The following is a 24,800-nucleotide window of genomic DNA, read 5'->3' as shown; positions in this document are numbered from 1 at the left end:
ACTACAGAAATCGGCCTACGTTTTAGCAGGAAAATTATTGCGAATCGTTTCAAGCGCATGCTCTTTCACAATTTGTTTTCCATACTCACTTACACGATGAATTGTTAAAGTTGATTCTTCTCCATATTCTAAAATAATACTTAAAATACGATCGATTTCTTCTTCATCATGTAGCACTTCATCGAATTCCACATATACATAATAGCGGTCCTCAAATGAATACAGCTCATCTTTTATATCTTCAAAGATAAGACGATGACTTAATGAAATGACATCTTCAAAATCATTAAATTTAATTAAAAAGCCAAACGTACCATCTTCATTAAAGTTTGTTCCTGTTTGTTCTTCTACCTCTTCGACTAATTCTTGTTGGAATAATGATTCGATGCCTTCATCTAGAGGAATATCTATAATTTTGTCTACCCCTATCGGTAGTTCCAGCTTTTGTCCGTCCTTTGAAAGCTCTGCTTTCGTGACAAGTACTTCAATCCCTTTATCGACTGCTTGCACTTGAATCCATAACGGTCCATCAATAAAGAAATCGTCATGATCACGAGCTTCGTCCATCATCTCCCAAAAGAGCTCTTCACTTCGTTCGCGATCATACCAAATTTCTTCACGATTAAATCCTCTATCCTCTATATCAATGTACGTAATAAAAAATTTCATCGTATGATCATTAATTCTTTCAATATCCAAAATACAACTCTCCCTTCCTGCTTAGAATTGTTATGAAGGGATTCCCCACTCATATGACAAATCAATAGATTCTTGTACTCTCATTTTATGATAAGATTCTCCAGAATGGAAATAAAATCGATTTATTTTACAAAAATATTTATATGCCTATCTTTACTCGATAAACTACATAAATATATTATTATAGCGATTTCTTACTTACAAAAAATTTGGACATACATTTCCACATTCCCCCGTACACTGTAATAAAGTGAAACTTCTATTAGAAGAGATTATTTAACAACAACTTTCTTCATCACATACATATAGTTCGCTTATTAAAACATCATAAATGGAGGCAGACGAATGGACTTAGAGTTTTTAACATCCGTACTAATGATTGTCGGTATCGATGTTGTATTAGGTGGTGACAATGCAATCGTCATCGCACTAGCTAGCCGAAATTTACCTGAATCGAAACGAAATAAGGCTATTTTGATCGGTACTCTTTTAGCGATTGTACTAAGAATCATCCTTACTATACTAGCTGTCTATTTACTCGACATTCCATTTCTACAATTGATTGGCGGGGTTTTACTTACATTAATTGCAGTCAATTTATTAACCGATAATAGCAACGATCTTTCTTCTATTCAAGGAAAAACAACTTTATTTCAAGCTGTGCGGACAATTGTTTTCGCGGATCTCGTTATGGGGTTTGATAATGTTATTGCCATTGCAGGTGCAGCTCACGGGAGATTTTTACTCGTCATAATCGGCTTACTCATTTCTATCCCGATTATTATTTGGGGCAGCAAACTTATTTTAATACTTATGGAACGATTTCCATTCCTCATTTATTGCGGTGCAGCGATTCTTGCCTATACTGCAGGAAAAATGGTTACACATGAAGACAGACTTGCAACCTTTTTTCATAACAATCCAAGTTTCACTACAAGCATTCCTTATTTGTTCATTTTCACTATTTTATGCATCGGCTTTATCGTACAACAAGTTCGATTACGCAATGTGAAACATTAAAAAAACCTTCTACTATATAATAGGTAGAAGGTTTTCATATTATTATAATTAATTTACAAGACGTTGTGCTTCACGTAATTGGAACGTTCTTACTGTACGTGGTAAGAAACGACGAATTTCGTCTTCGTTGTAACCAACTTGAAGGCGTTTCTCGTCAATCATAATTGGACGACGTAAAATCCCTGGATAGTCACGAATCATCTTATATAAATCTTGAAGTGGTAAAGACTCTAAGTTTACATTCAATTCTTGGAAAACTTTCGAACGAGTAGAAATAATCTCATCCGTTCCGCTTTCTGTCATACGTAAAATCTCTTTAATTTCCTCAATCGTTAATGGATCTGAGAAAATATTACGTTCTGTATAGGGAATATGATTTTCCTCTAGCCATAATTTCGCCTTTCTACAAGACGTACAGCTTGGAGAACTATATAATGTTACCATACAAAGCTCACTCTCCTTAAAGAGTACAAATTCTGTACTAAATACAGTTTTAATTTCTAACTTCAGCAATTTTTCGCGATAACTTGTCTTATTGAAAAGTACAAAAATCGCATTTCATGTAAGCAACAACTTATAATAAACAACAATTACTTTTAATAAGTAACTTCTATAATCATTATACAATAGATTTTGCAAGAAATATACAGTAAATTTCCTGCTAGTTGAGAAAACTCTTCCGTGTATTTCACTGCTATGTAACATGATTACGCTCACTTCAGCTGTACTTTAACAATAACTTTCAATCCTTTTACTACTCACTTCTCATAGATTTTTCATATAATATATAGTTATTTATCTATAATCTTCCCTATGAAAAAGAGAACGTTTTCTTACTTTTTCTTGATAAATCAATTAAGAAATGTAAGACTATACAAATGAGAATGAAAAGGAACGTTTGTTCTTATTTTAACAAATATCCTCCCTCCTGTCTACACGATTTCTAAAGTAAATTAAATATTTTTCTGACATTTCTTTCTTTTTCATTTTTTATCTCATACAATAAACATACAGACAGGCAAAGGGGGAGTTTTCAAATGATTGCTTTTTTTATTGATTTTATTACGGTTGCTGCCCTCATCATCGGAATAACAGCATTGATTGGTGTCATTACAAATAGCATCGGCGAAAAGCTCTTTGGTGGAAAAGAAAAAATGAAGTTTGTTAACAAAAGTTTGGATGTACAATCTGGCTGGAACCAAGTTGGCGGAAAAGGCATTTATAAGAAACGAACGTATTAAAAAAAAAGCAGGCGATCACCTGCTTTTTTTTTATTTCTCTACTGACGCCCATTTAAAGCTTAAATCGCCGCCATATTTATGGTTATACATATTTTTAATTGAATCTCTTTGTAAATATGCTCTACCACGTTGATATACTGGAACGATCGCAGCATCATCAAGTAACATTTTTTCTGCTTCTAATAAGTTCTTCCAACGAGCATTTACATCGCTTCCATCTTTTTTCGCCTTCATAATGATTTCATCGTATTTTGGATTAGAGTACTTCATCTTATTTTGTGACCCATCTGTTACAAACATATCAAGATATGTAATTGGATCTGGGAAGTCCGCACTCCATCCAGAGAATGACATGACATAATCGCCCGCATCTTCTAATTTTAGTTTTTGTGCGAATGGTTGTTGTTTAATTTTTACTGTTAAACCTGGTAAATTCTTTTCTAATTCACCTTTTAAATATTCACCAGTTTTCTTTGATAACTCTACATCTTCATTTAATAATTCTAATTCGATTTCATTTTTACCAAGTTCTTTTTTACCAGCTTCCCAATATTTCTTCGCTTCTTTCACGTTTGGTTTTACAATATCCCCGTTTACAGCACGGAAATCTTTTTTATCTGGTCCTTTAATGAAGTTATCAGGAATTAATCCTGTTGCTGGCTTAGAACCGTTATTTAATAATGTATCCACGAATGGCTTACGGTCAAAAGCAAGTGAAATTGCTTTACGAATATTTTTATTTGCTAAAGCTGGATCTTTTTGATTTAAACGAAGGAAGAATACAGATGTATCTTCTACTGTTTGGAAATCTGGTTTTCCTTTATATTTATCAATAAACTCCGCTAATAACGACGCTCGATCAATTGCATTTGTTTCATATAAGTTAATTGGCGTAGATGTATCTTTTACAATATTAAAGTTTACTTCTTCAATCTTCACTTCTTTATTGTCCCAATATGACGCGCTCTTTGTCATTTTAAAGCTACGTTCATGTTGCCAATCACTTAATGTAAATGGTCCGTTATAAAGCGTTGTATTCGCTTCCAAACCAAACTTTGTACCTTGCTCTTTCACAAACTTTTCATTCACAGGATAGAAGATTGGATATACCATTAAATCTACAAGGTATGGAATTGAATTATCTAATTCCACTTCTAATGTATAATCATCAATCGCCTTTACCCCTAATTGATCCGGACTCATCTCTTTTTTATTAATTTTCTCTGCATTTTTTATATCATACATAATGTACGCTGATTTCGCAGCTGTATCTGGGTTAATCGCTCTTTGCCATGCGTATACGAAATCTTTTGCCGTCACAGGATCACCATTTGACCATTTTGCGTCTTCACGTAATTTAAATGTATATTTTTTACCATCTTCTGATTTTTGGAATTCCTTCGCTACACCAGGAACTAGCTTATCATCTTTTCCTAAACTGTATAAGCCTTCCATCGTATTACCCATTACTCTTGAAGAAACTGCATCAGCTGATAACGCTGGATCCATCGTTGGAATTTCTTGCGTTTCAATTAAGTTAATAACTTGCTTCGCACCGCTTTTCCCGCTATCCCCTTTTGCGTTCGCTTGCGGTTCATCTTTTTGGTAGCTACATGCCCCTAACATCATGCTCATTGCTACTGTTGATACTACAAAAACTGGCATCTTTTTTTTCATACTTCCACCCTCCATAAAAATGTTAGCCCTTTCATTTTCAAACAGAAAGAAATATATATATGTTCTAATAATTCATATTATACACACAAATATATTTTTTGTATATTTATATTTCTATTTCATTAAAATTTCCTGTTAAAAAATAAATCTTTGTAAACGTTTCATATTGCTGATTATTCTTACTAAAGTGTTAAAAACAATATTTTTATACTTTTCTAAATTATCAGAGAAAAATGAATTTTATATCTCATAATACTTTATGTATAATTATCCTTTTGTTTTTATCATAAAATAGCACTCTCTTCATAATAAAAATATGTAGGCTAAAATGAGTGCAAAGGTTAAGAAAGTATGTTACGATACATTTTGCTAAAAATAGATATCGGTAAAGAGGGGACGGACATGGCAGCAATTCAGGCAAAAAACGGGCCTACTGAGAAATTAAGTTTATTCTTATTAACATGGCCTATTTTTCTAGAAGTTTTTCTTTTTATGTTAATGGGGATCGCTGATACTTTCATGTTAAGTGCATTATCAGACGATGCTGTATCTGGGGTTGGTGCAGCGAATCAATACCTCCATATCGCTATTTTGGTACTAGAAGTCATCGGGAACGGCGCAGCTATCGTCGTATCTCAATACCTCGGTTCCAAACGCTTTATGGAAGCATCTAAAATATCAGCATTAGCCGTCACATTAAATTTAATAGTTGGGCTCGTTATAAGCGCTGGTTTTCTTTTATTTTCGAAACATATGATGCTCGCAATGAACTTACAAGGCGATGTACTAACGTATGCGCAAAACTACTTATCTATCGTCGGAGGAGCCATCTTCCTACAAGCTATTATTAACTCATTAGCCGCAATTATCCGTGTACACGGTTTCACAAAGCAAGCGATGTTTATTTCACTCGGAATGAATATGATTCATATCGCTGGAAACTATGTACTCATTTTCGGGAAATTTGGTTTCCCTGAGCTCGGTGTACAAGGGGCTGCCATTTCTTCTGCTGTCAGCCGACTTATAGCGCTTATTGTTTTCTTCTGGTTACTATACCGCGTTATGGAATATCGTGTAAAATTACAATATTATTTCACCTTATCAAAAGAATATATCGGGAAAATTTTAAAAATCGGGATTCCATCTGCTTTTGAGCAAGTTATGTATCAAGCTTGTCAAATTGTCTTCTTATACTATGCAACATATTTAGGAACGGAATCGTTAGCGGCTAGACAATACGCTACGAACATTTCTATGTTCACTTATTTATTCGCTATTGCAATTGGTATGGGAACAGCCATTATTATTGGCCGCCTCGTTGGTGGTGGCGAAAAAGATGAAGCATACGAACGCTTGTGGAAAAGTGTAAAATGGGCGATTGGTGTAACTTTATGTATGGTCGCTCTCGTTATTACATTCCGTACACAATTAATGGGACTGTTTACAGATAATCCGTACATTATCGGGTTAGGCGCAAGTGTTCTTTTACTAAGTGTACTACTTGAAACGGGACGTACGATGAATATCGTCATCATTAATTCGCTTCGTGCAGCTGGTGATGCAAAATATCCTGTTTTAATCGGTGCATTCTCTATGGTGTTAATGAGTTTACCACTAGGTTACTTTTTCGCCTTTCATTTAGATATGGGGCTCGTTGGTATTTGGCTAGCAATCGCCATCGACGAATGGACACGTGCCATTATTATGTTCTTCCGCTGGAAAAGTAGAGCGTGGGAGCGTTATGCACTTGTTAAACCTGAAGAACAAGAGGAGAATGTTTCTGTTCAAGTTCAGTAATTTTGCATATGGATATCACTAATGATACATGAGATTTATATCGGCGATTCTTTAAATATATCGACTGACCGACAAATGTATACAATTCTTTTATATAGTAGAAAAAGAGCCATCCTTCCATAACAGAAGAATGGCTCTTTTTCTTATTGATAAATCTCTTTATATTTCTTGTACTCCGCTTCCGAACATAGTACGAAATGTCCCGGGCGAATTTCACGCATTGTTGGTGCTTCACTACCATAATTATGTTGTGATGGATCATATACGATACGTTTACGATTGCGCTCATAATCTGGATCTGGAAGTGGAATCGCTGATAATAGTGATTTCGTATATGGATGAATTGGATTCGCATATAATTCATCACTTGTTGTTAACTCAACGATTTGGCCACGGTACATTACACCAATACGATCACTAATGTATTTTACCATTGATAAATCATGGGCGATGAATAAGTATGTTAAACCTTTTTCTTTTTGTAACTTTTTCAGTAAGTTTACAACTTGCGCCTGAATCGATACGTCAAGTGCTGAGATCGGCTCATCGGCAATGATAAATTCTGGGTCTACAGCAAGCGCTCGAGCGATACCGATACGCTGACGTTGTCCACCTGAGAATTCGTGTGGGAAACGGTTTGCGTGCTCTTTATTTAAACCAACTGTGTTTAATAGTTCATGAACACGGTCCATGCGCTCTTTTTTACTTTTCGCTAATCCGTGAATATCAATACCTTCTGCGATAATATCCCCTACTGTCATACGAGGATTTAATGATGCGTATGGATCTTGGAAAATCATTTGCATTTTACGGTTGAATTTCTTCAGTTCTGCGCGTGATTTCTTACCATGTACGTTTTCACCATCGAACAATACTTCACCAGCAGTTGCATCATATAAACGAATAATCGTTCTTCCAGTTGTCGATTTACCACAACCTGATTCTCCTACAAGACCAAATGTTTCTCCGCGGTAAATATCAAATGAAATATCATTAACCGCTTTGACAACACCACCACTCACGTCGAAGTGCTGCTTTACATTTTTTACTTCAATTAATTTCTCACGTTGTTTAGTCATGTTGTTCACCTGCTTTCATTTGAAGAATGCGTTTTTCAACGACTGCTGGCGGTTTTACTTCTGGAGCTTGCTCGTGAAGTAACCAAGTTGCCGCATAGTGCGTATCACTTACTTTAAATAAAGGTGGGTCCATTTCAAAATCAATTTTCAGTGCCTGTGGGTTACGTGGTGCAAAAGCATCTCCCTTTGGCGGCTTCAATAAATCTGGAGGCGTTCCAGGGATTGCATATAACTCTTCTTCTGAACCATCTAAACTTGGCATAGATGCGATTAAACCCCAAGTATATGGATGTTTCGGATTGTAGAAAATTTCATCTACAGTTCCAATTTCAACAACTTTACCAGCGTACATAACTGCCACTCGGTCCGCAACGTTTGCTACTACACCTAAGTCATGCGTAATGAAAATGATTGCTGCTTCTGTTTTTTGCTGAATGTCTTTCATAAGTTCTAAAATTTGCGCCTGAATCGTAACGTCTAGCGCTGTTGTCGGCTCATCGGCAATTAATAATTTCGGGTTACAAGCTAACGCCATCGCAATAACTACACGCTGTCTCATACCACCTGAGAATTGGTGAGGATATTGTTTTAAACGAGCTTCTGGATTTGGAATACCTACAAGGTCAATTAATTCTAAAGCAACTTTACGTGCATCTGCTTTACTCATCCCTTGGTGTTTAATTAGACCTTCCATAATTTGATTTCCAATTGTCATCGTTGGGTTTAATGATGTCATTGGATCTTGGAAAATCATCGCGATATCTTTACCGCGTACTTGCTGCATTTCTTTTTCTGTTAATTTCGTTAAGTCACGACCTTCAAATACGATTTCACCATTTTTAATGCGTCCAGGAGGATTCGGAATTAATCCCATTAACGCTTTAGAAGTAACTGATTTCCCTGAACCAGATTCTCCTACAATCGCCAATGTTTCTCCTTTTTTCAAATCAAAAGTAACGCCGCGTACAGCTTGTACTTCACCTGCATGTGTATCAAAGGAGACTTGTAAATCTTTTACCTCTAACAATGTTTTCATCTTTGCCTCTCCCCTCTTTTACTTACGCATTTTTGGATCTAACGCGTCGCGTAATCCGTCTGCCATTAAGTTAAACGCTAAAATTAATATACTGATGACAACCGCAGGGATGAACATCATATGCGGATACGTTTGAATAGATTTATAACCATCATTTACAAGAGAACCTAGTGACGCAAATGGCGGCTGAATTCCTAAACCGATGAAACTTAAGAACGCTTCACCAAACACCGCTGATGGAATTGTAAACATTGTCATTACGATAATAGGTCCCATTACGTTTGGAATTAAATGTTTCACAATTAATTGTGTATTTGTTGCACCTAATGTACGAGATGCTAATACATATTCTTGGTTTTTTAACTTTAAGATTTGCCCACGAACAATACGCGACATCCCTATCCAACCTGTAATCGCCATCGCGAGTGTAATTGACCAAATACCAGATCCCATAATGATTACCATTAAAATAACGATGATTAAGTATGGAATACCGTTAATAATCTCCATAATACGTTGCATAATGTTATCTACTCTACCGCCGTAGAATGCTGAAATACCTCCGTATGCAACCCCAATTACTAAGTCAATTGCTGCTGCTAAAAGAGCGATATATAATGATACGCGTGTACCTTCCCATGTTCTTGTCCATAAGTCACGGCCAAGATCATCTGTACCAAACCAGAAGTACTCTTTAATATCACGTTTTTCATATTGGTCAACACCATATTGATCTGTACCGTCAAATGGTAACCAATGAACATTTTCAATAACTGGAATTTTTGGTGGTAATTTCGCTCGACCTAAATCTTGCTCTTTATACGAGTGTTTACTTACCATCGGTCCAAAAATCGCTAATAGTGCAATGATAACTAATAATACAAGGCCAAGCATCGCACCTTTATGTTGGAATAAACGTCTTCTTACATCTTGCCAAAACGTTAGGCTTGGACGGGCAATGACTTCATTATCAACATTATTTTGATTGGCTTGTTGAAATAAATCTGGAGATAATTTTTGTACATCTTTCATCATTTTTTCCCTCCCGCTAAACGAATACGAGGATCAATAATTCCGTATAAAATATCGACAATGAAAATAACTAAAATGAAGATTGCACTATAGAAAATCGTAGTTCCCATAATAACTGTATAGTCATTTAAAGTAATCGATTTAACGAATTGTTCCCCAAGTCCTGGTACAGCATAAATTTGCTCGATAACAAGTGTTCCTGTAATTAATGCCGCAACCATTGGTCCTAAAATTGTTACAACTGGAATTAACGCATTACGAAGTGCATGTTTGACAATAATAACGCCTTGGCTAATTCCTTTCGCTTTCGCTGTTAAAATGTAATCGGCTTGCATAACTTCAATTAATTCTGCACGAGAGAAACGTGCGATTGTTGCGATAACTCCCATCGATAATGCAATTGTAGGCATTACAGTAAACTCTGGTCCTTTCCAGAATGCTACTGGGAACCAGCCAAGTTTTACCCCTACGAAATATTGCAGTAATGCGGCGAATACGAATGATGGTACCGACATTCCGAGTACCGAAATAACTGTTGCACTATAATCTACCCACGTATTATTACGAAGTGCGGCAACAATACCTAAAATTAAACCGATAAATGTTCCTAATATAATCGCTTGTAAACCTAATTGGGCTGATGGTCCAATACGATCCACAATCATGTCTGTTACTGGGCGGTTATCATATTGGAATGATACCCCTAAATCACCTTTTGCTAGGTTACCTAAGTAACGTGCGTATTGAACTGGTACCGGATCATTCAATCCGTATTTTTCAAGAATGATTTCTTTTTGTGCCGGTGATAGCTTCTCCTGGTTTTTAAGCGGAGAACCCGGAAGTAATTTCATCAAAAAGAAAGTCAGTGTAGTAATTAAAAATAATGTCAAAGCCATGTACACGAAACGTTTTAATACATAACGTCCCATATCAAGCACCTCCCCGTTTTTCTCAAAAGCAATAAGATAGTTTAAAATATTCTTACTTTTATTTTTTTAAAATAAGAGCATATGCCCATCATAGGCATATACCCTTGTAAACGATGGAAAAAAAGATTATTTTTGTTCAACAGATGCCCATTTGTAAGTTAATTTACCACCATAGTTAATTGGGATAATATCTTTTACGGCACCTTTTACTACATACGCTGAACCTTTTTGGAAGATTGGAGTGATAACTGCATCCTCTTTAATTAACATCTTCTCTACTTCTAAAAGGTTGTCCCAGCGAGCTTGTAAATCTTTTGTATCTGTTTTAGCTTTTAGGATTAACTCATCATATTTCTGATTAGAATACCCTGTTTTATTTTGAGAACCATTCGTAACAAACATATCTAAATATGAGATTGGATCTGGGAAATCTGGTCCCCAAATACCAAACGCAATATCATATTGCTGAGAATCTTCTAATTTATTTTTTTGTGCGAATGGTTGCTGTTTAATTTTAATTGATAAACCTGGTAAGTTCTTTTCCATCTCACCTTTTAAGAATTCCCCAACTTTTTTAGCATCTTCATTATCAAAGTTTAAGAATTCTAGTTCGATTTTATCAGTTCCAAGCTCTTTCTTCGCTGTTTCCCAAAGCTTTTTCGCTTCTTTTGGATTTGTTTCAACTAGCTTTCCATTTTCAGCTCGGAAATCTTTTTTATTCGGACCTTCAGCGAAATCTTTTCCAACAAATCCGTAAGCTCCAATTGCACCGTTATTTAAAATAACTTTTGCAATGTTATCACGGTCAAAGGACATTGAAATTGCTTTTCTTAAGTTTTTATTACTTAAGTACTGATTACTTTGATTAAATCTTAAGTAAGCAACCCCTGCTTCTTTTCTTGTTTGGAACTCTGGGCTTTTTCTAAACTTATCAACAAATTCAGACGTTAAAGCCGCTCGATCAATCGCGTTTGTCTCATATAAATTTACATCAGTTGCTGTATTTTTTACAATATTAAAGTTGATTTCTTCGATTTTAACCGTTTTATTATCCCAATATGAAGGATTCTTCTTGAATTGGAAACTTTGTTCATGTTTCCAATCACTCATAACGAATGGACCGTTATATAATGTTGTATTTGCCTCTAAACCAAATTTATCCCCTTGTGCTTTTACAAAGTTTTCATTTAGTGGGTAAAATACTGGATAAACTGTTAAATCGATAAAGTAAGGAACGGGATTGTCTAATTCTACTTCTAATGTATAATCATCAATCGCTTTTACACCTAATTGGTCAGCAGGTAATTCTTTTTTATGAATTTTCTCTGCATTTTTAATATCGAACATAATGTACGAATACGTTGCTTTTGTATCTGGATTTACTGCTCTTTTCCATGAATACACAAAATCTTTAGCTGTTACAGGTTCCCCATTCGACCATTTCGCATCTTTTCTTAATTTAAATATGTATTTCTTCCCATCATCTAGCTTTTCGACATCTTCTGCAACTCCAGGCATTCTCTTTTGATCTTTGCCAATACGATATAAACCTTCCATCGTATTATTTAATGCTGTAGAAGATGAAGAATCAGATGCCAATGATGCATCCATTGACGGAATTTCAGATAACTCTGTTAAATTAAGAATCTGTTTTCCGTTACTACTACTCGTAGCGTTCTCTTTCCCTTTTGCTTTTGCGTCATCTTTTTGGTAGCTACACGCGCTAAGCAACATACTTGCAGTTAAAGTTGATGCAAGTAATAACGGTATCTTTTTCTTCATGTTGTGTTGCCTCCCCTAATTGCACTTCCTGTACCCTCACTTGTTAAAAAGTAGAATTGAAAGAATAATCTCCAAGTTTCTACAATTTTCATTATACATATAATATAACAATTGTGAATATAGTTTTTTGTTTTTTTGTTAAAATTTTTAATAAAATATTTATATTTTTAATTTTTCGTAAAGGGATACATTAACATTGCTACCATCATCTTAAAATCAGACCTTTAATTGCGTATAATTTTCAAAAAATTAATCCTAGTACTTATTATAGCTTTTATAGTATAATAATTCTAGTAATATTTTGACGGAGGGGAATATTTTGAATAAAGTTTTTTTTCATACTTGTATACTAATTTTTATAGCGATGATTGCTTCTAGTATTGGTGCATTCCTCATTTCATCTCAATTTTTGTTGAACTTTGTCAACATTTTGTTTTATATTGCACTGTTTTTTATTCTTATCGGCGGTTTTTTATACATATTTCAAAATGGTTTTTTCAATGTAACCCTTTACGCATTCCAAAGAGTATTTGGTACGAACAAAAAGATTGACTCTTTAATTGAAGAAGTCGAGGAACCTACAGATAAGAAAGAACGTATTTATAAAACATATTCATTCAAATGGACATATCCAATTTGTATTACAGGTATCTTCCTTGGGTTGTTCTCGACCCTCATTAGCTTTACTATTTTGATGTAGTTTGCAAACACTATCCCATATGATATAATAATCAGCAAAACATTTTGTTATAAAACTTTAGTTCTTTCATATTAAAAGAGCTCAAGTAACAATAAATAAATTTATATGTATGCGATGATAAAGAAGAGTACATATTGAGGCAATTTCAGAGAGCTTGTGGTTGGTGTGAACAAGTAATTGTACAGTATGGAATGGGCTTTTGAGCACCAAACCGAACCGAAAGTAGTAGGCTTTGGCGTTATATCCAAACGTTATTATGGATTAGAGAGATTTCACAGTAGTGAAATAATTAGGGTGGTACCACGGTCCATTCGTCCCTATAGTTTTTGGGATGAATGGGCTTTTTTGTTTGCCTTCTCTTCCCCACATCACGCATTCTATTTTAGGAGGAATTACTTATGTCAGTTATCTTTTCTGGTATTCAACCAAGTGGAACGATTACACTTGGAAACTATTTAGGAGCAATGAAGCAGTTTACAGAGCTTCAAAATGAACACGACTGTTATTTCTGTATTGTAAACCAACATGCGATTACAGTACCTCAAGATCCCGTCGGGCTTCGTAAAAACATCCGCAGTCTTGCTGCACTTTATGTAGCATGCGGCATCGATCCTGAAAAAGCTACTTTATTTGTACAATCAGAAGTACCAGCACACGCTCAACTAGGATGGATCATGCAATCTGTTGCTTACGTTGGAGAATTAGAACGTATGACGCAATATAAAGATAAAGCTTCTGGTAGAGATTCAGTTCCAGCTGGATTACTTACGTATCCACCATTAATGGCTGCTGATATTTTACTTTACAACACTGAAATCGTGCCGGTTGGTGATGACCAAAAGCAACATATCGAATTAACACGTGACTTAGCAGAGCGTTTCAACAAACGTTACCGCGAAATCTTCACAATGCCTGAAATTCGCATTCCAAAAGTAGGAGCTCGCGTTATGTCATTAACAGAGCCTACGAAAAAAATGAGTAAATCTGATCCGAATCCAAAATCAATGATTAGTATGCTTGATGAGCCAAAAACAATTGAAAAGAAAATTAAGAGTGCTGTAACTGACTCTGAAGGTATTGTGAAATTTGATAAGGAAAACAAACCTGGTATCTCTAATTTATTAACAATCTACTCTTCATTCTCTGGAAAAACAGTTGAAGAAATCGAAGCAATGTACGAAGGAAAAGGATACGGCGACTTCAAAGGCGACCTAGCGCAAGTAGTCGTAGAAGCTATTCGTCCAATCCAAGACAAATATAACGAACTAATCAACTCACCAGAACTAGACGAAATCCTAGACAAAGGTGCAGAAAAAGCAAACCGCGTTGCATTCAAACAACTACGCAAAGTAGAAAACGCAATGGGACTAAGCAGAAAACGTAGGTAACATATAAAGCGGAGGCAGCTCGTTCAGCTCTGACTGGATAAGGTTCTTTCGCATAGAAGACGCTTTTTGTCTTCTTATGCGGAAGGTTCTTAGACACGAAGAGCTCGCTGCCGGAGCTGGATTTCTACAAAAAGCGGAGGCGACTGCTTAGCCCTGACGGCTAAGGTTCTTTCCCACAGAAGGTGCTTTTTACCTTCTTGTGGGGAAGGTTCTTAGACGCGAAGAGCTCGTTTAGAATGTGAGGGGGATGGAGCTCCTGACGTAGAGGCGCTTTTTGCCTCGCAGGGAGGCGCGAAGCCACCGAACATTCTTGCCGCTGGAACTAGATTTCTACAAAATTAAAAAACCGCCAATTGGCGGTTTTTTAATTTACCTTTTGCTCATTTTCCATTTCCCATAACTTTTCAAAAAATGGCTGTCCTTTTACGAGACGCTCGCATAATTGTTCGTGCTTATCAGACCAGCCAGCTTTCGCTTCATCATACAGCTTAGCCCAAATATCTTCAAATTCCATATGTTGAACCATTCCATATGCTGATGGATCCCACTCTGTGAACCAATAGCGAATTTCTGCTGTGTTTTTCGTTGTATGTAATTGATCTAACGCCATAAATAATAATTGTTTTAGCTGTCTTTCTTTACGAGTCAAGCCATTCATAATGAAAGGCGATGGTGATAAAATATGATGTTCTTTTTCTGTTTCTTCTACTTGGAACTCATACTTTTCTGCTTGTACGTTTTCTACCATCTCATATACCATCTGCTCTTGGCGTGGTATAAGTCTACTTTTGCGAATTGGTACATTGTAACCAATTGTGTCAATGGCAATAATGCCTTTCCCATCTGTAACAACAAAGCAATACTCTTGCTGCAAACGTTCATGATTTTTACGAATATAAGCCTTATGATGTACGTCTTCCAGCATTTTTTGCGGAAGCTCTAACAATTCGTTCTCGATGTAATGATATAATGTGGCATCTACTTTTAATAATGGCACTTGATCTAATAGCTCAATCGTATCATCTTTCCGCCATTCGTAAAAATGACAAACGTTATACCCATTCTCTTCACCTTCAAACCAATTTACCCATACATCATGTAGATATAACATTCACTACCCCTCACTTCACTACTGTTTGTACCAATCATTATGTTCATTTTTGCTTAACTTTATTCCACTTGAGGAAATATATTCTAATTATTATTTTTTCTTCTATTAATACTAAAAAAACAGGAAATAGAATTCCTGTTTTTTTATATATGAAATGTATTTGCTTTATTCAATATTTCTTTTGCATCTATAGATAATAAAGAAAGTGTATCTTCTCCTTCCAAAGTTACACAATCTTTGACAATATGAAATCCAAGCGCATAGCCAAGCATCTTCGGATAAGAGTGAAAGCCATTTAATAAGATGTCATGTTCCCTTGTTCCTCGTTTTATACTTATTCTTTCATGTACAACATTTTTCCAATAATAAACAGCCTCTTCTTTTGAAAGATACGCCGTCCACGGTGCATTGTTTTTTTCTGTATACCTTTCTGTTACTGCTTGTTCCGCTAGCCCTTCCATAATCATCGTATCAAGTAATGTATATTCTGTTTCTTTCGTCTCAATTTGATGTAACCTGCATATGTGATGATATTCATGCGCCAATAACACTTTTAATTCTTCTACCGAATTCCGCCCACATACGAATAAGAAAATAACATGACGCATAGATAATCCAGCCCTACCGTTATACTCTTCTTGTACAGTTCGATTATAGGAATCTGATAATAAAATAAAGACAGGGACATCTGGACCTTTTAACCAATTTTTCAGTTTATCATACTCCAGGCTCAATTCTTTCCAAATTTCCTTTTCCTCTAATTCTTTAATTTCCTTTTCTCCGCGCATGATCGGGCGATACATCCCTTTTGAAATTAAAAAGCGATACAACCTTTCTTTTGGCAACGGAATATACTTCGTAAATTTCTCACAAAGTTTTTCTGGCCGTCCATAATATAAATGTAGCCATTCAGCTGTTTCAACAATCCCCATCTTTATCCCTCCTTTTTCTTATGTATATGCTACAGGAGAAAAAGGCGTAAAAATAAATAAGGAGTTTTTTCGCAATCTATTGCGAAAAAACTCCTTATTTCATCGATTATTTATACGATTTAAATACTAACACTGCGTTATGACCACCGAATCCTAATGAGTTACTTAATACTGCATTTACTTCTTGGTGTCTCGCTTGATTTGGTACGTAATCTAAGTCACATTCTGGATCTGGTGTCTCATAGTTAATTGTTGGAGGAATTACTCCGTCTGTAATTGATTTAATAGAGAAAATCGCTTCAACAGCACCAGCTGCTCCTAATAAGTGACCTGTCATTGATTTCGTTGAGCTAATCGCTACTTTATACGCGTGCTCGCCGAAAGTTTCTTTAATTGCCATCGTTTCATATTTTTCATTCGCATCAGTACTTGTACCGTGCGCATTAATGTAATCAATATCTTCTGGCTGTAGGCCTGCATCAGCTAAAGCTTGACGCATTGCACGCACTCCGCCTTCCCCACCAGGAGCAGGCATTGTAATATGGAACGCATCTCCAGTTGCACCATAACCAGCAATTTCCGCGTAAATGTGAGCACCGCGTGCTAATGCGTGCTCTAATTCTTCAAGAATTAGAATACCTGAACCTTCACCCATTACGAAACCGCTACGGTTTTTATCAAATGGACGGCAAGCCGTTGCTGGGTCTTCATTAAATGTTAATGCTTTCGCTGAGCTAAATCCTGCGAATGCCATACTTGTTAGCGGTGCTTCTGCTCCGCCTGTAATCATTGCATCAGCATCACCACGCTGAATTGCTTTAAATGCATCACCAATTGAGTTTGCACCAGATGCACAAGCCGTTACAGAACAAGTGTTAATTCCTTTTGCTCCTGTTGCGATTGATACTTGACCTGCTGCCATATCTGGAATCATCATCGGCACGAAGAATGGGCTCACGCGGCGTGGGCCTTTCTCAGTAAAAATCTTAAATTGTTCTTCGTATGTTTCCATACCGCCAATACCAGATCCAATCCATACACCAATTCGAGGTCCGTTTTCTTCTGTAATTTCAAGCTTTGCATCTGCAACTGCCATTTTCGCTGCTGCTACTGCATATTGTGTAAAGCGATCCATACGGCGCGCTTCTTTTTTATCAATATATTTCTCGACTTCAAAGTCGTTAATTTCCGCTGCTACTTTTGCTGGAAATAGTTCTGGATCAATTCTTGTAAGTCGCCCGATTCCAGATACACCCTTTTTAATGTTTTCCCACGCTGTTTCAACATCTGTTCCGACCGGTGTAACAGCTCCTAGTCCTGTAATTACGACCCTCTTTTTTTCCATACAAAATACACTCCTTTTTTTCTCTCAGTCCTTATTTACCCCAACGAAGAGCGACTGCTCCCCATGTTAATCCGCCGCCAAAACCAACAAGTATAATTAAATCACCGTCTTGAATACGTCCGTTTTGCAATTCCTCTACCATTGCAATCGGAATTGAAGAAGCTGATGTATTACCGAACTTCTCAATCGTCATACTCATTTTTTCTTGTGGTAAATTTAACCTCTCTCTTGCAGATTCCATAATACGAATGTTTGCTTGATGCGGTACTAAGAAATCCACATCTTCTTTCGTAAGACCAGCTTTATCTAAAACGCGAAGACAAGAATCACCAAGTTGACGAACGGCAAATTTAAACACTTCTCTGCCATTCATCATAACATACTCGTCTTGATAAAGGTGCTTGCCGCCACTTCCGTCTGCTCCTAATTCAAAAGATAGAACGCCTTTACCTTCTGAAACAGCTCCCATTACGACAGCACCGGCTCCGTCTCCAAATAGTACTGCTGTATTTCGATCGTTCCAGTCTACAATTTTAGATAGTTTATCACTACCAACTACTAATACATTTTTATACGTTCCTGTTTGAATAAATTGCTGCGCTGTAATCATTCCGTACATAAAACCAGCACATGCTGCACTTAAATCCATTGCGGCTGCATGTTTCGCTCCTATTGCTTCTTGAATTACACAAGCAACTGCTGGAAAAGCACGATCTGGTGTTACTGTTGCTACTAAAATAAGATCGATATCCTCTCCGCTAATTCCTGCATCTTCAAGTGCTTTTTTAGAAGCCTCTACGGCCATATATGAAGTATCTATTGTATCATCGGCAATGCGTCTTTCTGCAATTCCCGTTCTCGTACGAATCCATTCATCGGATGTTTCCATTATTTTCTCTAAATCGTGATTTGTGACTACTTTTTCTGGCACATATCTTCCGATCCCTAAAATGCCCACGTTCACATCGCAGCCCTCCGTTTTATATCAATTATTATGACTTGGTACTAATTTTAAAACATAAATGTATTTTTGTCTAGAATATATTTCGCATAAAACAGAAAGCTAACGCATTATTCACGTTATTTTTCATTAAAAGAAACAGAAACATACCTCTCAAATATAAAAAGACTCAAACCGCTTCTATTTACAGTTCGATCCTCTCTTTCATCTAAAAAGATGCTTTTTTATTCTTTATCTGCTTTCCTTCTAAACTAGAGAGTTCTCCTCACTACTTTTCCTTTATCCTCTTCATATCTCTGGTTTTCCCCCAGGCGAGAATAAAAAAGGCCCTGACCGCTTCTATCCACGGTTCGGGCCTCTCTTCCATCTTAAAAAGATGCTTTTTATTCTTTTTATTCTTTATCTGCTTTCCCGAGCTCATAGGCCTCGTTCATAACTTTCATTAACAACTCTAACACCGGCTGTGCCTTCTCCATATCAAGTGCAATTCCATTATCATCTAAAATTGCCTTTGCTTCCGGTAAATGCTTCATTGCGATTTGTAAAAACTGCATGCTTTTTTCGTTCATATTATGCTCTTCCTCTCCATTAAAACTTTCACATACAATAGTGTAACACGCGTACTACCCTTCGTATAACTCTTTATATTTTTTCATGTGTGCCAGTTGCTTATTTAAACCGTATTCTAACGGAGTATTTCTTTTTATTGAAATTACCTTGATAGCCTCATCTCTTACTTCGTTATTATTTTTATTTACTTTATCATCCGCGCGTAAAAGATTCATACCTTTTTCCCATAATGACTGTTTACCACTAAGTAAATTGTATATACCAAGATGCGCCCCGTTCGTTCCATTTTCCCATAAGTATTCACATACATCTTCAACGTAAAGTAAATCATTCCCCTTTTCCTCAATCGTACAACGGCACTCTTTTTCACCTAATTCTGATAAAATAAGCTGATGAAACATCATAAAGGACGGTTGCCACGGTCCATATAATGTTGGAACTCGAAATACACTATATTGTAAATTCCCTTTTTTCAATCCTTCTTCTACTTTCAAAAATAGTCGCTTATTTTCGGATTCATCTGTACTGCCTACTTCAATAGAAGAAATTAAATTTAACTTCACTTTTTGTTCTTCACACATTCTTATAATTCGCTTTAAATATTGTAATATGACTCTTTCATTCCGAAATCCACTTTGCTGATTTGGCTCATATAAGCAAAAGTAAACAGTATCGAATCTCTCTTCCTCAACCGATCTCCATCCATCTTCATCTCTTATCGAATAATACGTAAATAATGCATTTCGCCCAATTAATAATAACTTCTCTTCATTAATTTTCGTCATACTATCGAATTCATCAAAATCAAGACCATATACTTCCACTTCTTCTGCAATCATTTTATTTACAAGGTGATAACCTACAAACGTAAGTGCACCTACAATTAGCACGCGTTCCATACCACCAACCCTTTCCCTCTGAAACAAATAGCTCCTCATTTATGTATATGGGAGCTTCATAATTCTTCTTCATATTTTTTAAAGAAATCGGTCGTTTGCCTAACCATTTTATATTTCACATCTTGCAGATGGAACAAGACAGAAGTATCACATTGATTTAGTTGCCTCATTTTCTCATATCTACGCAACTGCTGTTTTCTTCCTCTTTTTTCTTGTGTTGATACGAAAATTTTAACAGGTACACAAGATGGAAGAAGCGTAAATGATTTCTTATTTATTTTTGATTCTAATTCTTCTTCTTTGGCATCATACGCCAAACTTAATTCCTTCACGAGTCTCTTGTAAAAAAACTTATGCTCTTTCTCAAACTCCACATATTCTGGTAAATCTAAACACGGATTTAACATAATGACAGAGCGTATACACTCAGGGTATTTGTTCATCATTTCGAGTGCTACAAGTGCTCCCATACCATCTGCCATAATATGCATTTTCGCATTCAATGTCTCTTTTCTCAACACAACGTCATATAAACGTTTCGCTAGACGAACAGATTGGTCGTTTCCCCAATGTCTTCCGTATAAATTAGAAGAAAAGACTGTGTAGCCTTGCTCAATAAGGCCATGTAAAAAATAAGATCTACCCGCATGCTGTGTCCATAAACTTGTACCATTCTCAATAAAGTAGTTATAATCACCGAGGAGCATAACAGAAAATCCATTTGGCTTCTCCGGTAAATAAATGACACATGGTTCTTTTTCTAAGTAAAAAAAACGTTCCGTAATACTCATTTTTCCCCCGCCTTATTTTCTAAACATATAAAACCACTCTTTTATAATGTATGAACGGAATGCAAATTTGCGTTGAAAAATCTACAAATATTTTTCTATATTCTTTTTTCAATTGTGTTACAATAAGGACAGATTGAACGAATAGAGGTGTAAAATATGCGTTTCATTTGGGCATTAATTTGGTCGTTCTTACTTGTACATATGATGAGCTATGTAATCGGCTCTATGACTGGCGGTACATACGACTTTAACCAAGCGTCTATTTTCTCAGTTGTTCTTGCTGTGTTAGTACTAGCAATTTCAGCTGCAATTCCAAACGAGCCAGTAGAACAACACTAAAAAAAGAGTCCGGATTTTATCCGAACTCTTTTTATTTTTATTTCACATGAACGACTAACTCGTTATTTTCTACATCAACAACTACGTGACTATTATCAGTAATTGTTCCTGCAATTAATTCTCGTGCTAATTTCGTTTCCACTTGACGCTGTACGTACCGTTTTAATGGACGAGCTCCGTACATTGGGTCGAAACCGGCTTCCACAACAAATTCTTTTGCTGCATCTGTTAATTCTACTGTAATGTGACGGTCAGCTAGACGACCTTGTAGTTCTTTTACAATTTTATCAACAATGCCTTTAATTTCATTCGTTGTAAGAGGTTTGAATAAAATAATTTCATCCACACGGTTTAAAAATTCAGGGCGGAAATGTCCTCTTAATTGCCCCATTACAAGGTCTCTTGATTCCTCTTTAATGGAACCATCTTCTTCTAATCCATCTAGTAAATGAGCAGATCCAATATTTGAAGTCATAATAATAACTGTATTTTTAAAGTCCACTGTACGACCTTGCGAATCTGTAATGCGTCCATCATCTAACATTTGTAATAAAATGTTGAATACTTCTGGATGTGCTTTTTCAATTTCATCTAATAAAACAACGGAATATGGTTTACGTCTTACCGCTTCTGTTAATTGACCGCCTTCTTCATATCCTACATATCCAGGAGGTGCACCAATTAAGCGAGACACGGCGTGTTTTTCCATATACTCAGACATGTCAATGCGAATCATTTGCTCTTCACTATCGAATAAAGACTGGGCTAACGTTTTTGCAAGTTCTGTTTTACCAACACCTGTTGGTCCTAAGAAGATGAAAGAACCAATCGGGCGGTTCGGATCTTTAATACCAGCGCGAGCACGAAGAACTGCGTCTGACACTAAGCTTACTGCTTCCTCTTGTCCGATGACACGCTCTGATAAGATTTGCTCTAAGCGTAATAATTTCTCGCGTTCACCTTCCACGAGTTTCGCAACAGGAATACCAGTCCAGCGTGAAACAATATCTGCAATTTCTTCTTCACTTACTTCCTCACGTAATAAACGATTTTCTTGTTTATTATGCGCGCCCATTTCTTCCGCTTCTTTTAACTCTTTTTCAATTGCGGGAATTTTCCCGTGACGAAGTTCGGCTGCTTTATTTAAATCGTAATTGCCTTCTGCTTCTTCTAATTCACGACGCAAACGTTCTAAATGTTCACGTAAGTCACGAACTTTGTGAATGTCTTCTTTTTCTTTCTCCCATTTCGCTCTCATGCCACTTGCAACTTCTTTTAAATCCGATAATTCACGTTGCAATGTTTTTAGACGCTCTTGGCTACCACGATCCGTTTCTTTCCCAAGAGCTGCTTCTTCAATTTCCAGCTGCATAATGCGGCGCGTTACTTCATCTAATTCTGTTGGCATAGAATCAATTTCTGTACGAATTGTTGCACACGCTTCATCAACAAGGTCAATTGCTTTATCAGGTAAGAAGCGATCTGAAATATATCGATCTGATAAAACTGACGCTGCTACAATCGCACGGTCATGAATATTTACACCGTGATAAATTTCAAAGCGTTCTTTTAATCCACGTAAAATGGAAATTGTATCTTCAACAGTTGGTTCTTCTGCTAATACTTGTTGGAAACGTCTTTCTAGCGCTGGATCTTTCTCAATATATTTGCGATATTCATCGAGCGTCGTCGCCCCGATACAATGCAGTTCACCGCGCGCAAGCATCGGTTTTAACATATTTCCTGCATCCATGGCTCCCTCTGTTTTACCAGCTCCAACTATTGTATGAAGTTCATCAATGAATAATAAAATGCGTCCTTCACTCTTTTTAATTTCATTTAATACAGCTTGCAGACGCTCTTCGAACTCACCACGGAATTTCGCACCTGCTACGAGCGCACTCATATCTAACGCAAAAATCGTTCTATCTTTCAATCCTTCAGGTACATCCTTTTTCACGATACGCTGTGCTAGCCCTTCAACGATTGCTGTTTTACCAACACCTGGCTCCCCAATTAAAACAGGATTGTTTTTCGTTTTACGTGAAAGAATACGAATTACACGTCGTATTTCACTATCACGGCCGATTACAGGATCGATTTTCCCTGCTCTCACTTCCGCCACTAAATCACGGCCATATTTTTCTAACGCTTCATAAGTTGCTTCTGGATTTTGACTCGTCACTCTTTGATTCCCCCGAACTGTCATTAAAGACTGTAATAAGTTATCTTTCGTAATATGCAATCTTGTAAATAATTGATTTATATCGCCTTTTTCTTCAGAAAAAGCAAGCAATACATGTTCTACTGAAATGTAATCATCCTGCAGTTTTTCTGCTTCTTTCCCTGCTCTTACAAGAAGTTGTTGCAGAGCGCTCGTTACATACAATTTTCCAACTTCTGCACCGCTCCCTGTTACAGAAGGTTTCTTTTTAATTAAACTTTCAGCACCTTGCTTTAATGCTTCTATATCAACATTCATTTTTTGAAATATACGTACTGCTAATCCATCTTGCTCTTCTAATAATGCAAGTAATAGATGAACAGTATCCACCTCTTGGTGATGATGAGATACCGCTAAAGATTGGGCACTCATAATCGCCTCTTGTGTTTTTGTTGTCATTTGATTTAAGTCCATCTTTACAGCCCTCCAAAAGTTTGACTTTCTTTGACCTTTGATTTGATTATACGCCAACTGACTTTTTTATACAATAATTTTGCCTATGTATTTTCAAACTTATTATTTGAAAAAGAAAAAGAGAGCATTCATTATACTGCTAAAAAATACAGTAAATGAAATTACAATGTGTAACGACAAAAAAGCCGCAATAATGATTGCGGCTTCTGTTACGGTTTTCTTTTATATGTCCACTGGCGGTTATGATTCGTGTTATCCGGAAACTTTTCACCGGCAGTTAATTTCACCATTTGCGGATCTTTCACCATACTTCCCGTTTCACCAATTTCTACGTAAATGCCATCATTCGGCGCTTTTTGTCCAGAACGAAACCTGCGATTTTGTCCCATCTTCATTCTCCTTCCATGACGTCTTGCCTCATTAGTATATCCATTTTAAAAGAAAGCTTTTCTGTCATGTTTAGGAAACAGTACTACATCTCATTCTTGTACATATATATGAATGACACAAGCGTAAGCAGGGATTTCTTTCCTACCTGTAGAAAAAAAGAAACCAACCTACTCTAGGCTAGTTTCAAAGGAGAGTCAAACATATACGAGAAGATTACATGTTCATTATATGCCTCATCACACGAGCAATGTAACCCTTTTCACAATTTGTACATAATGAAAGAAACATTGTTTGAACTTTCTAAAAAGATGTTGACTTTTCTTAATTTCCAACGATAAATAGTAGACACCACAGCACTTTGAGACGTAAGATGGATATATAGTGAAATTTCCATCTATGGTGATTTCACCGAGTCTAACCTCTTATTTCTGCATATTAAAAACG

Annotated in this window: 23 protein-coding genes and 1 other annotated feature; of the genes, 6 read left to right on the top strand and 17 right to left on the bottom strand. The window is 36.3% G+C overall.

Annotation, left to right across the window (positions count from 1 at the left end; genetic code table 11):
- Positions 1–15: 15 nt before the first annotated feature.
- Positions 16–699 carry an adaptor protein MecA gene (mecA, locus tag M1D73_RS06015; RefSeq protein WP_000350713.1) on the bottom strand — a complete coding sequence of 228 codons (684 nt, stop codon included), beginning with the start codon at positions 697–699 and terminating at the stop codon, positions 16–18.
- A 345-nt stretch (positions 700–1,044) separates the two neighbouring features.
- Between mecA and M1D73_RS06010 the strand changes: the two genes are divergently transcribed.
- Positions 1,045–1,719: a TerC family protein gene (locus tag M1D73_RS06010; protein ID WP_000362607.1), complete on the top strand. Its 675-nt coding sequence runs from the start codon at positions 1,045–1,047 to the stop codon at positions 1,717–1,719.
- 48 nt (positions 1,720–1,767) lie between these two features.
- Here M1D73_RS06010 and spx read toward each other — a convergent pair whose 3' ends face one another.
- Entirely contained in the window at positions 1,768–2,163 is a 396-nt protein-coding gene (spx, locus tag M1D73_RS06005) for a transcriptional regulator Spx (protein ID WP_000258267.1), read from the bottom strand.
- Between the two features lie 593 nt (positions 2,164–2,756).
- On the opposite strand from spx, the gene M1D73_RS06000 reads away from it, so the two are divergent.
- Entirely contained in the window at positions 2,757–2,960 is a 204-nt protein-coding gene (locus tag M1D73_RS06000) for a hypothetical protein (protein ID WP_000559971.1), read from the top strand.
- 30 nt (positions 2,961–2,990) lie between these two features.
- Here the strand turns inward: M1D73_RS06000 and M1D73_RS05995 are convergent, their stop codons facing one another.
- Positions 2,991–4,637, bottom strand: coding sequence for a peptide ABC transporter substrate-binding protein (locus tag M1D73_RS05995; protein WP_000728609.1), 1,647 nt, complete (start codon positions 4,635–4,637; stop codon positions 2,991–2,993).
- Between the two features lie 351 nt (positions 4,638–4,988).
- On the opposite strand from M1D73_RS05995, the gene M1D73_RS05990 reads away from it, so the two are divergent.
- The gene (locus M1D73_RS05990) at positions 4,989–6,434 is read left to right on the top strand and encodes an MATE family efflux transporter (protein ID WP_002164600.1); all 1,446 of its coding nucleotides are present in this window, start codon (positions 4,989–4,991) and stop codon (positions 6,432–6,434) included.
- A 143-nt stretch (positions 6,435–6,577) separates the two neighbouring features.
- On the opposite strand, the gene M1D73_RS05985 is transcribed toward M1D73_RS05990, so the two are convergent.
- The 5 genes from M1D73_RS05985 to M1D73_RS05965 form a co-directional block, all read right to left on the bottom strand.
- Positions 6,578–7,513 (bottom strand): ABC transporter ATP-binding protein, encoded by a 936-nt coding sequence (locus M1D73_RS05985; protein WP_000166348.1) that lies wholly within the window; start codon positions 7,511–7,513, stop codon positions 6,578–6,580.
- The gene (locus M1D73_RS05980) at positions 7,506–8,549 is read right to left on the bottom strand and encodes an ABC transporter ATP-binding protein (RefSeq protein WP_000854346.1); all 1,044 of its coding nucleotides are present in this window, start codon (positions 8,547–8,549) and stop codon (positions 7,506–7,508) included. The genes M1D73_RS05985 and M1D73_RS05980 overlap by 8 nt, the downstream gene beginning before the upstream one ends.
- An 18-nt stretch (positions 8,550–8,567) precedes the next feature.
- Positions 8,568–9,584: an oligopeptide ABC transporter permease gene (opp3C, locus tag M1D73_RS05975; RefSeq protein ID WP_000974106.1), complete on the bottom strand. Its 1,017-nt coding sequence runs from the start codon at positions 9,582–9,584 to the stop codon at positions 8,568–8,570.
- Positions 9,581–10,510 (bottom strand): oligopeptide ABC transporter permease, encoded by a 930-nt coding sequence (opp3b, locus tag M1D73_RS05970; RefSeq protein WP_000534167.1) that lies wholly within the window; start codon positions 10,508–10,510, stop codon positions 9,581–9,583. The genes opp3C and opp3b overlap by 4 nt, the downstream gene beginning before the upstream one ends.
- Before the next feature lie 126 nt (positions 10,511–10,636).
- Positions 10,637–12,292 (bottom strand): peptide ABC transporter substrate-binding protein, encoded by a 1,656-nt coding sequence (locus M1D73_RS05965; protein ID WP_000727217.1) that lies wholly within the window; start codon positions 12,290–12,292, stop codon positions 10,637–10,639.
- Positions 12,293–12,611: 319 nt separating this feature from the next.
- Between M1D73_RS05965 and M1D73_RS05960 the strand changes: the two genes are divergently transcribed.
- Positions 12,612–12,992 carry a DUF3899 domain-containing protein gene (locus tag M1D73_RS05960; protein ID WP_121868124.1) on the top strand — a complete coding sequence of 127 codons (381 nt, stop codon included), beginning with the start codon at positions 12,612–12,614 and terminating at the stop codon, positions 12,990–12,992.
- A 105-nt stretch (positions 12,993–13,097) separates the two neighbouring features.
- Positions 13,098–13,314 (top strand) — a binding site (T-box leader).
- A gap of 76 nt (positions 13,315–13,390) precedes the next feature.
- Positions 13,391–14,380, top strand: coding sequence for a tryptophan--tRNA ligase (trpS, locus tag M1D73_RS05955; RefSeq protein WP_000110982.1), 990 nt, complete (start codon positions 13,391–13,393; stop codon positions 14,378–14,380).
- Between the two features lie 364 nt (positions 14,381–14,744).
- Here the strand turns inward: trpS and M1D73_RS05950 are convergent, their stop codons facing one another.
- From M1D73_RS05950 to M1D73_RS05920, 7 genes are all read right to left on the bottom strand, one after another.
- The gene (locus tag M1D73_RS05950) at positions 14,745–15,491 is read right to left on the bottom strand and encodes a YjbA family protein (protein WP_050252206.1); all 747 of its coding nucleotides are present in this window, start codon (positions 15,489–15,491) and stop codon (positions 14,745–14,747) included.
- 143 nt (positions 15,492–15,634) lie between these two features.
- Complete coding sequence (locus tag M1D73_RS05945) at positions 15,635–16,423, bottom strand: DUF2268 domain-containing putative Zn-dependent protease (RefSeq protein WP_000513277.1); 789 nt, start codon at positions 16,421–16,423, stop codon at positions 15,635–15,637.
- A 106-nt stretch (positions 16,424–16,529) separates the two neighbouring features.
- Positions 16,530–17,768 carry a beta-ketoacyl-ACP synthase II gene (gene fabF, locus M1D73_RS05940; RefSeq protein ID WP_000412656.1) on the bottom strand — a complete coding sequence of 413 codons (1,239 nt, stop codon included), beginning with the start codon at positions 17,766–17,768 and terminating at the stop codon, positions 16,530–16,532.
- Positions 17,769–17,799: 31 nt separating this feature from the next.
- Positions 17,800–18,732, bottom strand: a complete 933-nt coding sequence (gene fabH / locus M1D73_RS05935; RefSeq protein WP_001100547.1) for a beta-ketoacyl-ACP synthase III — start codon at positions 18,730–18,732, stop codon at positions 17,800–17,802.
- Between the two features lie 389 nt (positions 18,733–19,121).
- The gene (locus M1D73_RS05930) at positions 19,122–19,298 is read right to left on the bottom strand and encodes a ComZ family protein (RefSeq protein ID WP_001986215.1); all 177 of its coding nucleotides are present in this window, start codon (positions 19,296–19,298) and stop codon (positions 19,122–19,124) included.
- 54 nt (positions 19,299–19,352) lie between these two features.
- Positions 19,353–20,225 (bottom strand): NAD-dependent epimerase/dehydratase family protein, encoded by an 873-nt coding sequence (locus M1D73_RS05925; RefSeq protein WP_002204825.1) that lies wholly within the window; start codon positions 20,223–20,225, stop codon positions 19,353–19,355.
- Positions 20,226–20,254: 29 nt separating this feature from the next.
- Complete coding sequence (locus tag M1D73_RS05920; protein WP_000028712.1) at positions 20,255–20,989, bottom strand: lipase family protein; 735 nt, start codon at positions 20,987–20,989, stop codon at positions 20,255–20,257.
- Between the two features lie 156 nt (positions 20,990–21,145).
- Here M1D73_RS05920 and M1D73_RS05915 point away from each other — a divergent pair, with 156 nt between their 5' ends.
- Positions 21,146–21,328, top strand: a complete 183-nt coding sequence (locus M1D73_RS05915) for a YjzD family protein (protein WP_001211116.1) — start codon at positions 21,146–21,148, stop codon at positions 21,326–21,328.
- Positions 21,329–21,365: 37 nt separating this feature from the next.
- Here M1D73_RS05915 and clpB read toward each other — a convergent pair whose 3' ends face one another.
- Positions 21,366–23,966: an ATP-dependent chaperone ClpB gene (gene clpB, locus M1D73_RS05910; protein WP_000365401.1), complete on the bottom strand. Its 2,601-nt coding sequence runs from the start codon at positions 23,964–23,966 to the stop codon at positions 21,366–21,368.
- Between the two features lie 209 nt (positions 23,967–24,175).
- Positions 24,176–24,355 carry a YjzC family protein gene (locus tag M1D73_RS05905; RefSeq protein ID WP_000531421.1) on the bottom strand — a complete coding sequence of 60 codons (180 nt, stop codon included), beginning with the start codon at positions 24,353–24,355 and terminating at the stop codon, positions 24,176–24,178.
- Positions 24,356–24,800 lie beyond the last annotated feature (445 nt).

The organism is Bacillus sp. PK3-067, from assembly GCF_056738645.1.
This window is presented reverse-complemented; position numbering and strand designations above follow the sequence as displayed.

What these genes read in the sequence shown, in the direction of transcription:
- M1D73_RS06010 (WP_000362607.1), top strand. Translation starts at nt 1,045, where the DNA reads ATGGACTTAGAGTTTTTAACATCCGTACTAATGATTGTCGGTATCGAT.
- spx (WP_000258267.1), bottom strand. Translation starts at nt 2,163, where the DNA reads ATGGTAACATTATATAGTTCTCCAAGCTGTACGTCTTGTAGAAAGGCG.
- M1D73_RS06000 (WP_000559971.1), top strand. Translation starts at nt 2,757, where the DNA reads ATGATTGCTTTTTTTATTGATTTTATTACGGTTGCTGCCCTCATCATC.
- M1D73_RS05995 (WP_000728609.1), bottom strand. Translation starts at nt 4,637, where the DNA reads ATGAAAAAAAAGATGCCAGTTTTTGTAGTATCAACAGTAGCAATGAGC.
- M1D73_RS05990 (WP_002164600.1), top strand. Translation starts at nt 4,989, where the DNA reads ATGTTACGATACATTTTGCTAAAAATAGATATCGGTAAAGAGGGGACG.
- M1D73_RS05985 (WP_000166348.1), bottom strand. Translation starts at nt 7,513, where the DNA reads ATGACTAAACAACGTGAGAAATTAATTGAAGTAAAAAATGTAAAGCAG.
- M1D73_RS05980 (WP_000854346.1), bottom strand. Translation starts at nt 8,549, where the DNA reads ATGAAAACATTGTTAGAGGTAAAAGATTTACAAGTCTCCTTTGATACA.
- opp3C (WP_000974106.1), bottom strand. Translation starts at nt 9,584, where the DNA reads ATGATGAAAGATGTACAAAAATTATCTCCAGATTTATTTCAACAAGCC.
- opp3b (WP_000534167.1), bottom strand. Translation starts at nt 10,510, where the DNA reads ATGGGACGTTATGTATTAAAACGTTTCGTGTACATGGCTTTGACATTA.
- M1D73_RS05965 (WP_000727217.1), bottom strand. Translation starts at nt 12,292, where the DNA reads ATGAAGAAAAAGATACCGTTATTACTTGCATCAACTTTAACTGCAAGT.
- trpS (WP_000110982.1), top strand. Translation starts at nt 13,391, where the DNA reads ATGTCAGTTATCTTTTCTGGTATTCAACCAAGTGGAACGATTACACTT.
- M1D73_RS05950 (WP_050252206.1), bottom strand. Translation starts at nt 15,491, where the DNA reads ATGTTATATCTACATGATGTATGGGTAAATTGGTTTGAAGGTGAAGAG.
- M1D73_RS05945 (WP_000513277.1), bottom strand. Translation starts at nt 16,423, where the DNA reads ATGGGGATTGTTGAAACAGCTGAATGGCTACATTTATATTATGGACGG.
- fabF (WP_000412656.1), bottom strand. Translation starts at nt 17,768, where the DNA reads ATGGAAAAAAAGAGGGTCGTAATTACAGGACTAGGAGCTGTTACACCG.
- M1D73_RS05930 (WP_001986215.1), bottom strand. Translation starts at nt 19,298, where the DNA reads ATGAACGAAAAAAGCATGCAGTTTTTACAAATCGCAATGAAGCATTTA.
- M1D73_RS05920 (WP_000028712.1), bottom strand. Translation starts at nt 20,989, where the DNA reads ATGAGTATTACGGAACGTTTTTTTTACTTAGAAAAAGAACCATGTGTC.
- M1D73_RS05915 (WP_001211116.1), top strand. Translation starts at nt 21,146, where the DNA reads ATGCGTTTCATTTGGGCATTAATTTGGTCGTTCTTACTTGTACATATG.
- clpB (WP_000365401.1), bottom strand. Translation starts at nt 23,966, where the DNA reads ATGGACTTAAATCAAATGACAACAAAAACACAAGAGGCGATTATGAGT.
- M1D73_RS05905 (WP_000531421.1), bottom strand. Translation starts at nt 24,355, where the DNA reads ATGGGACAAAATCGCAGGTTTCGTTCTGGACAAAAAGCGCCGAATGAT.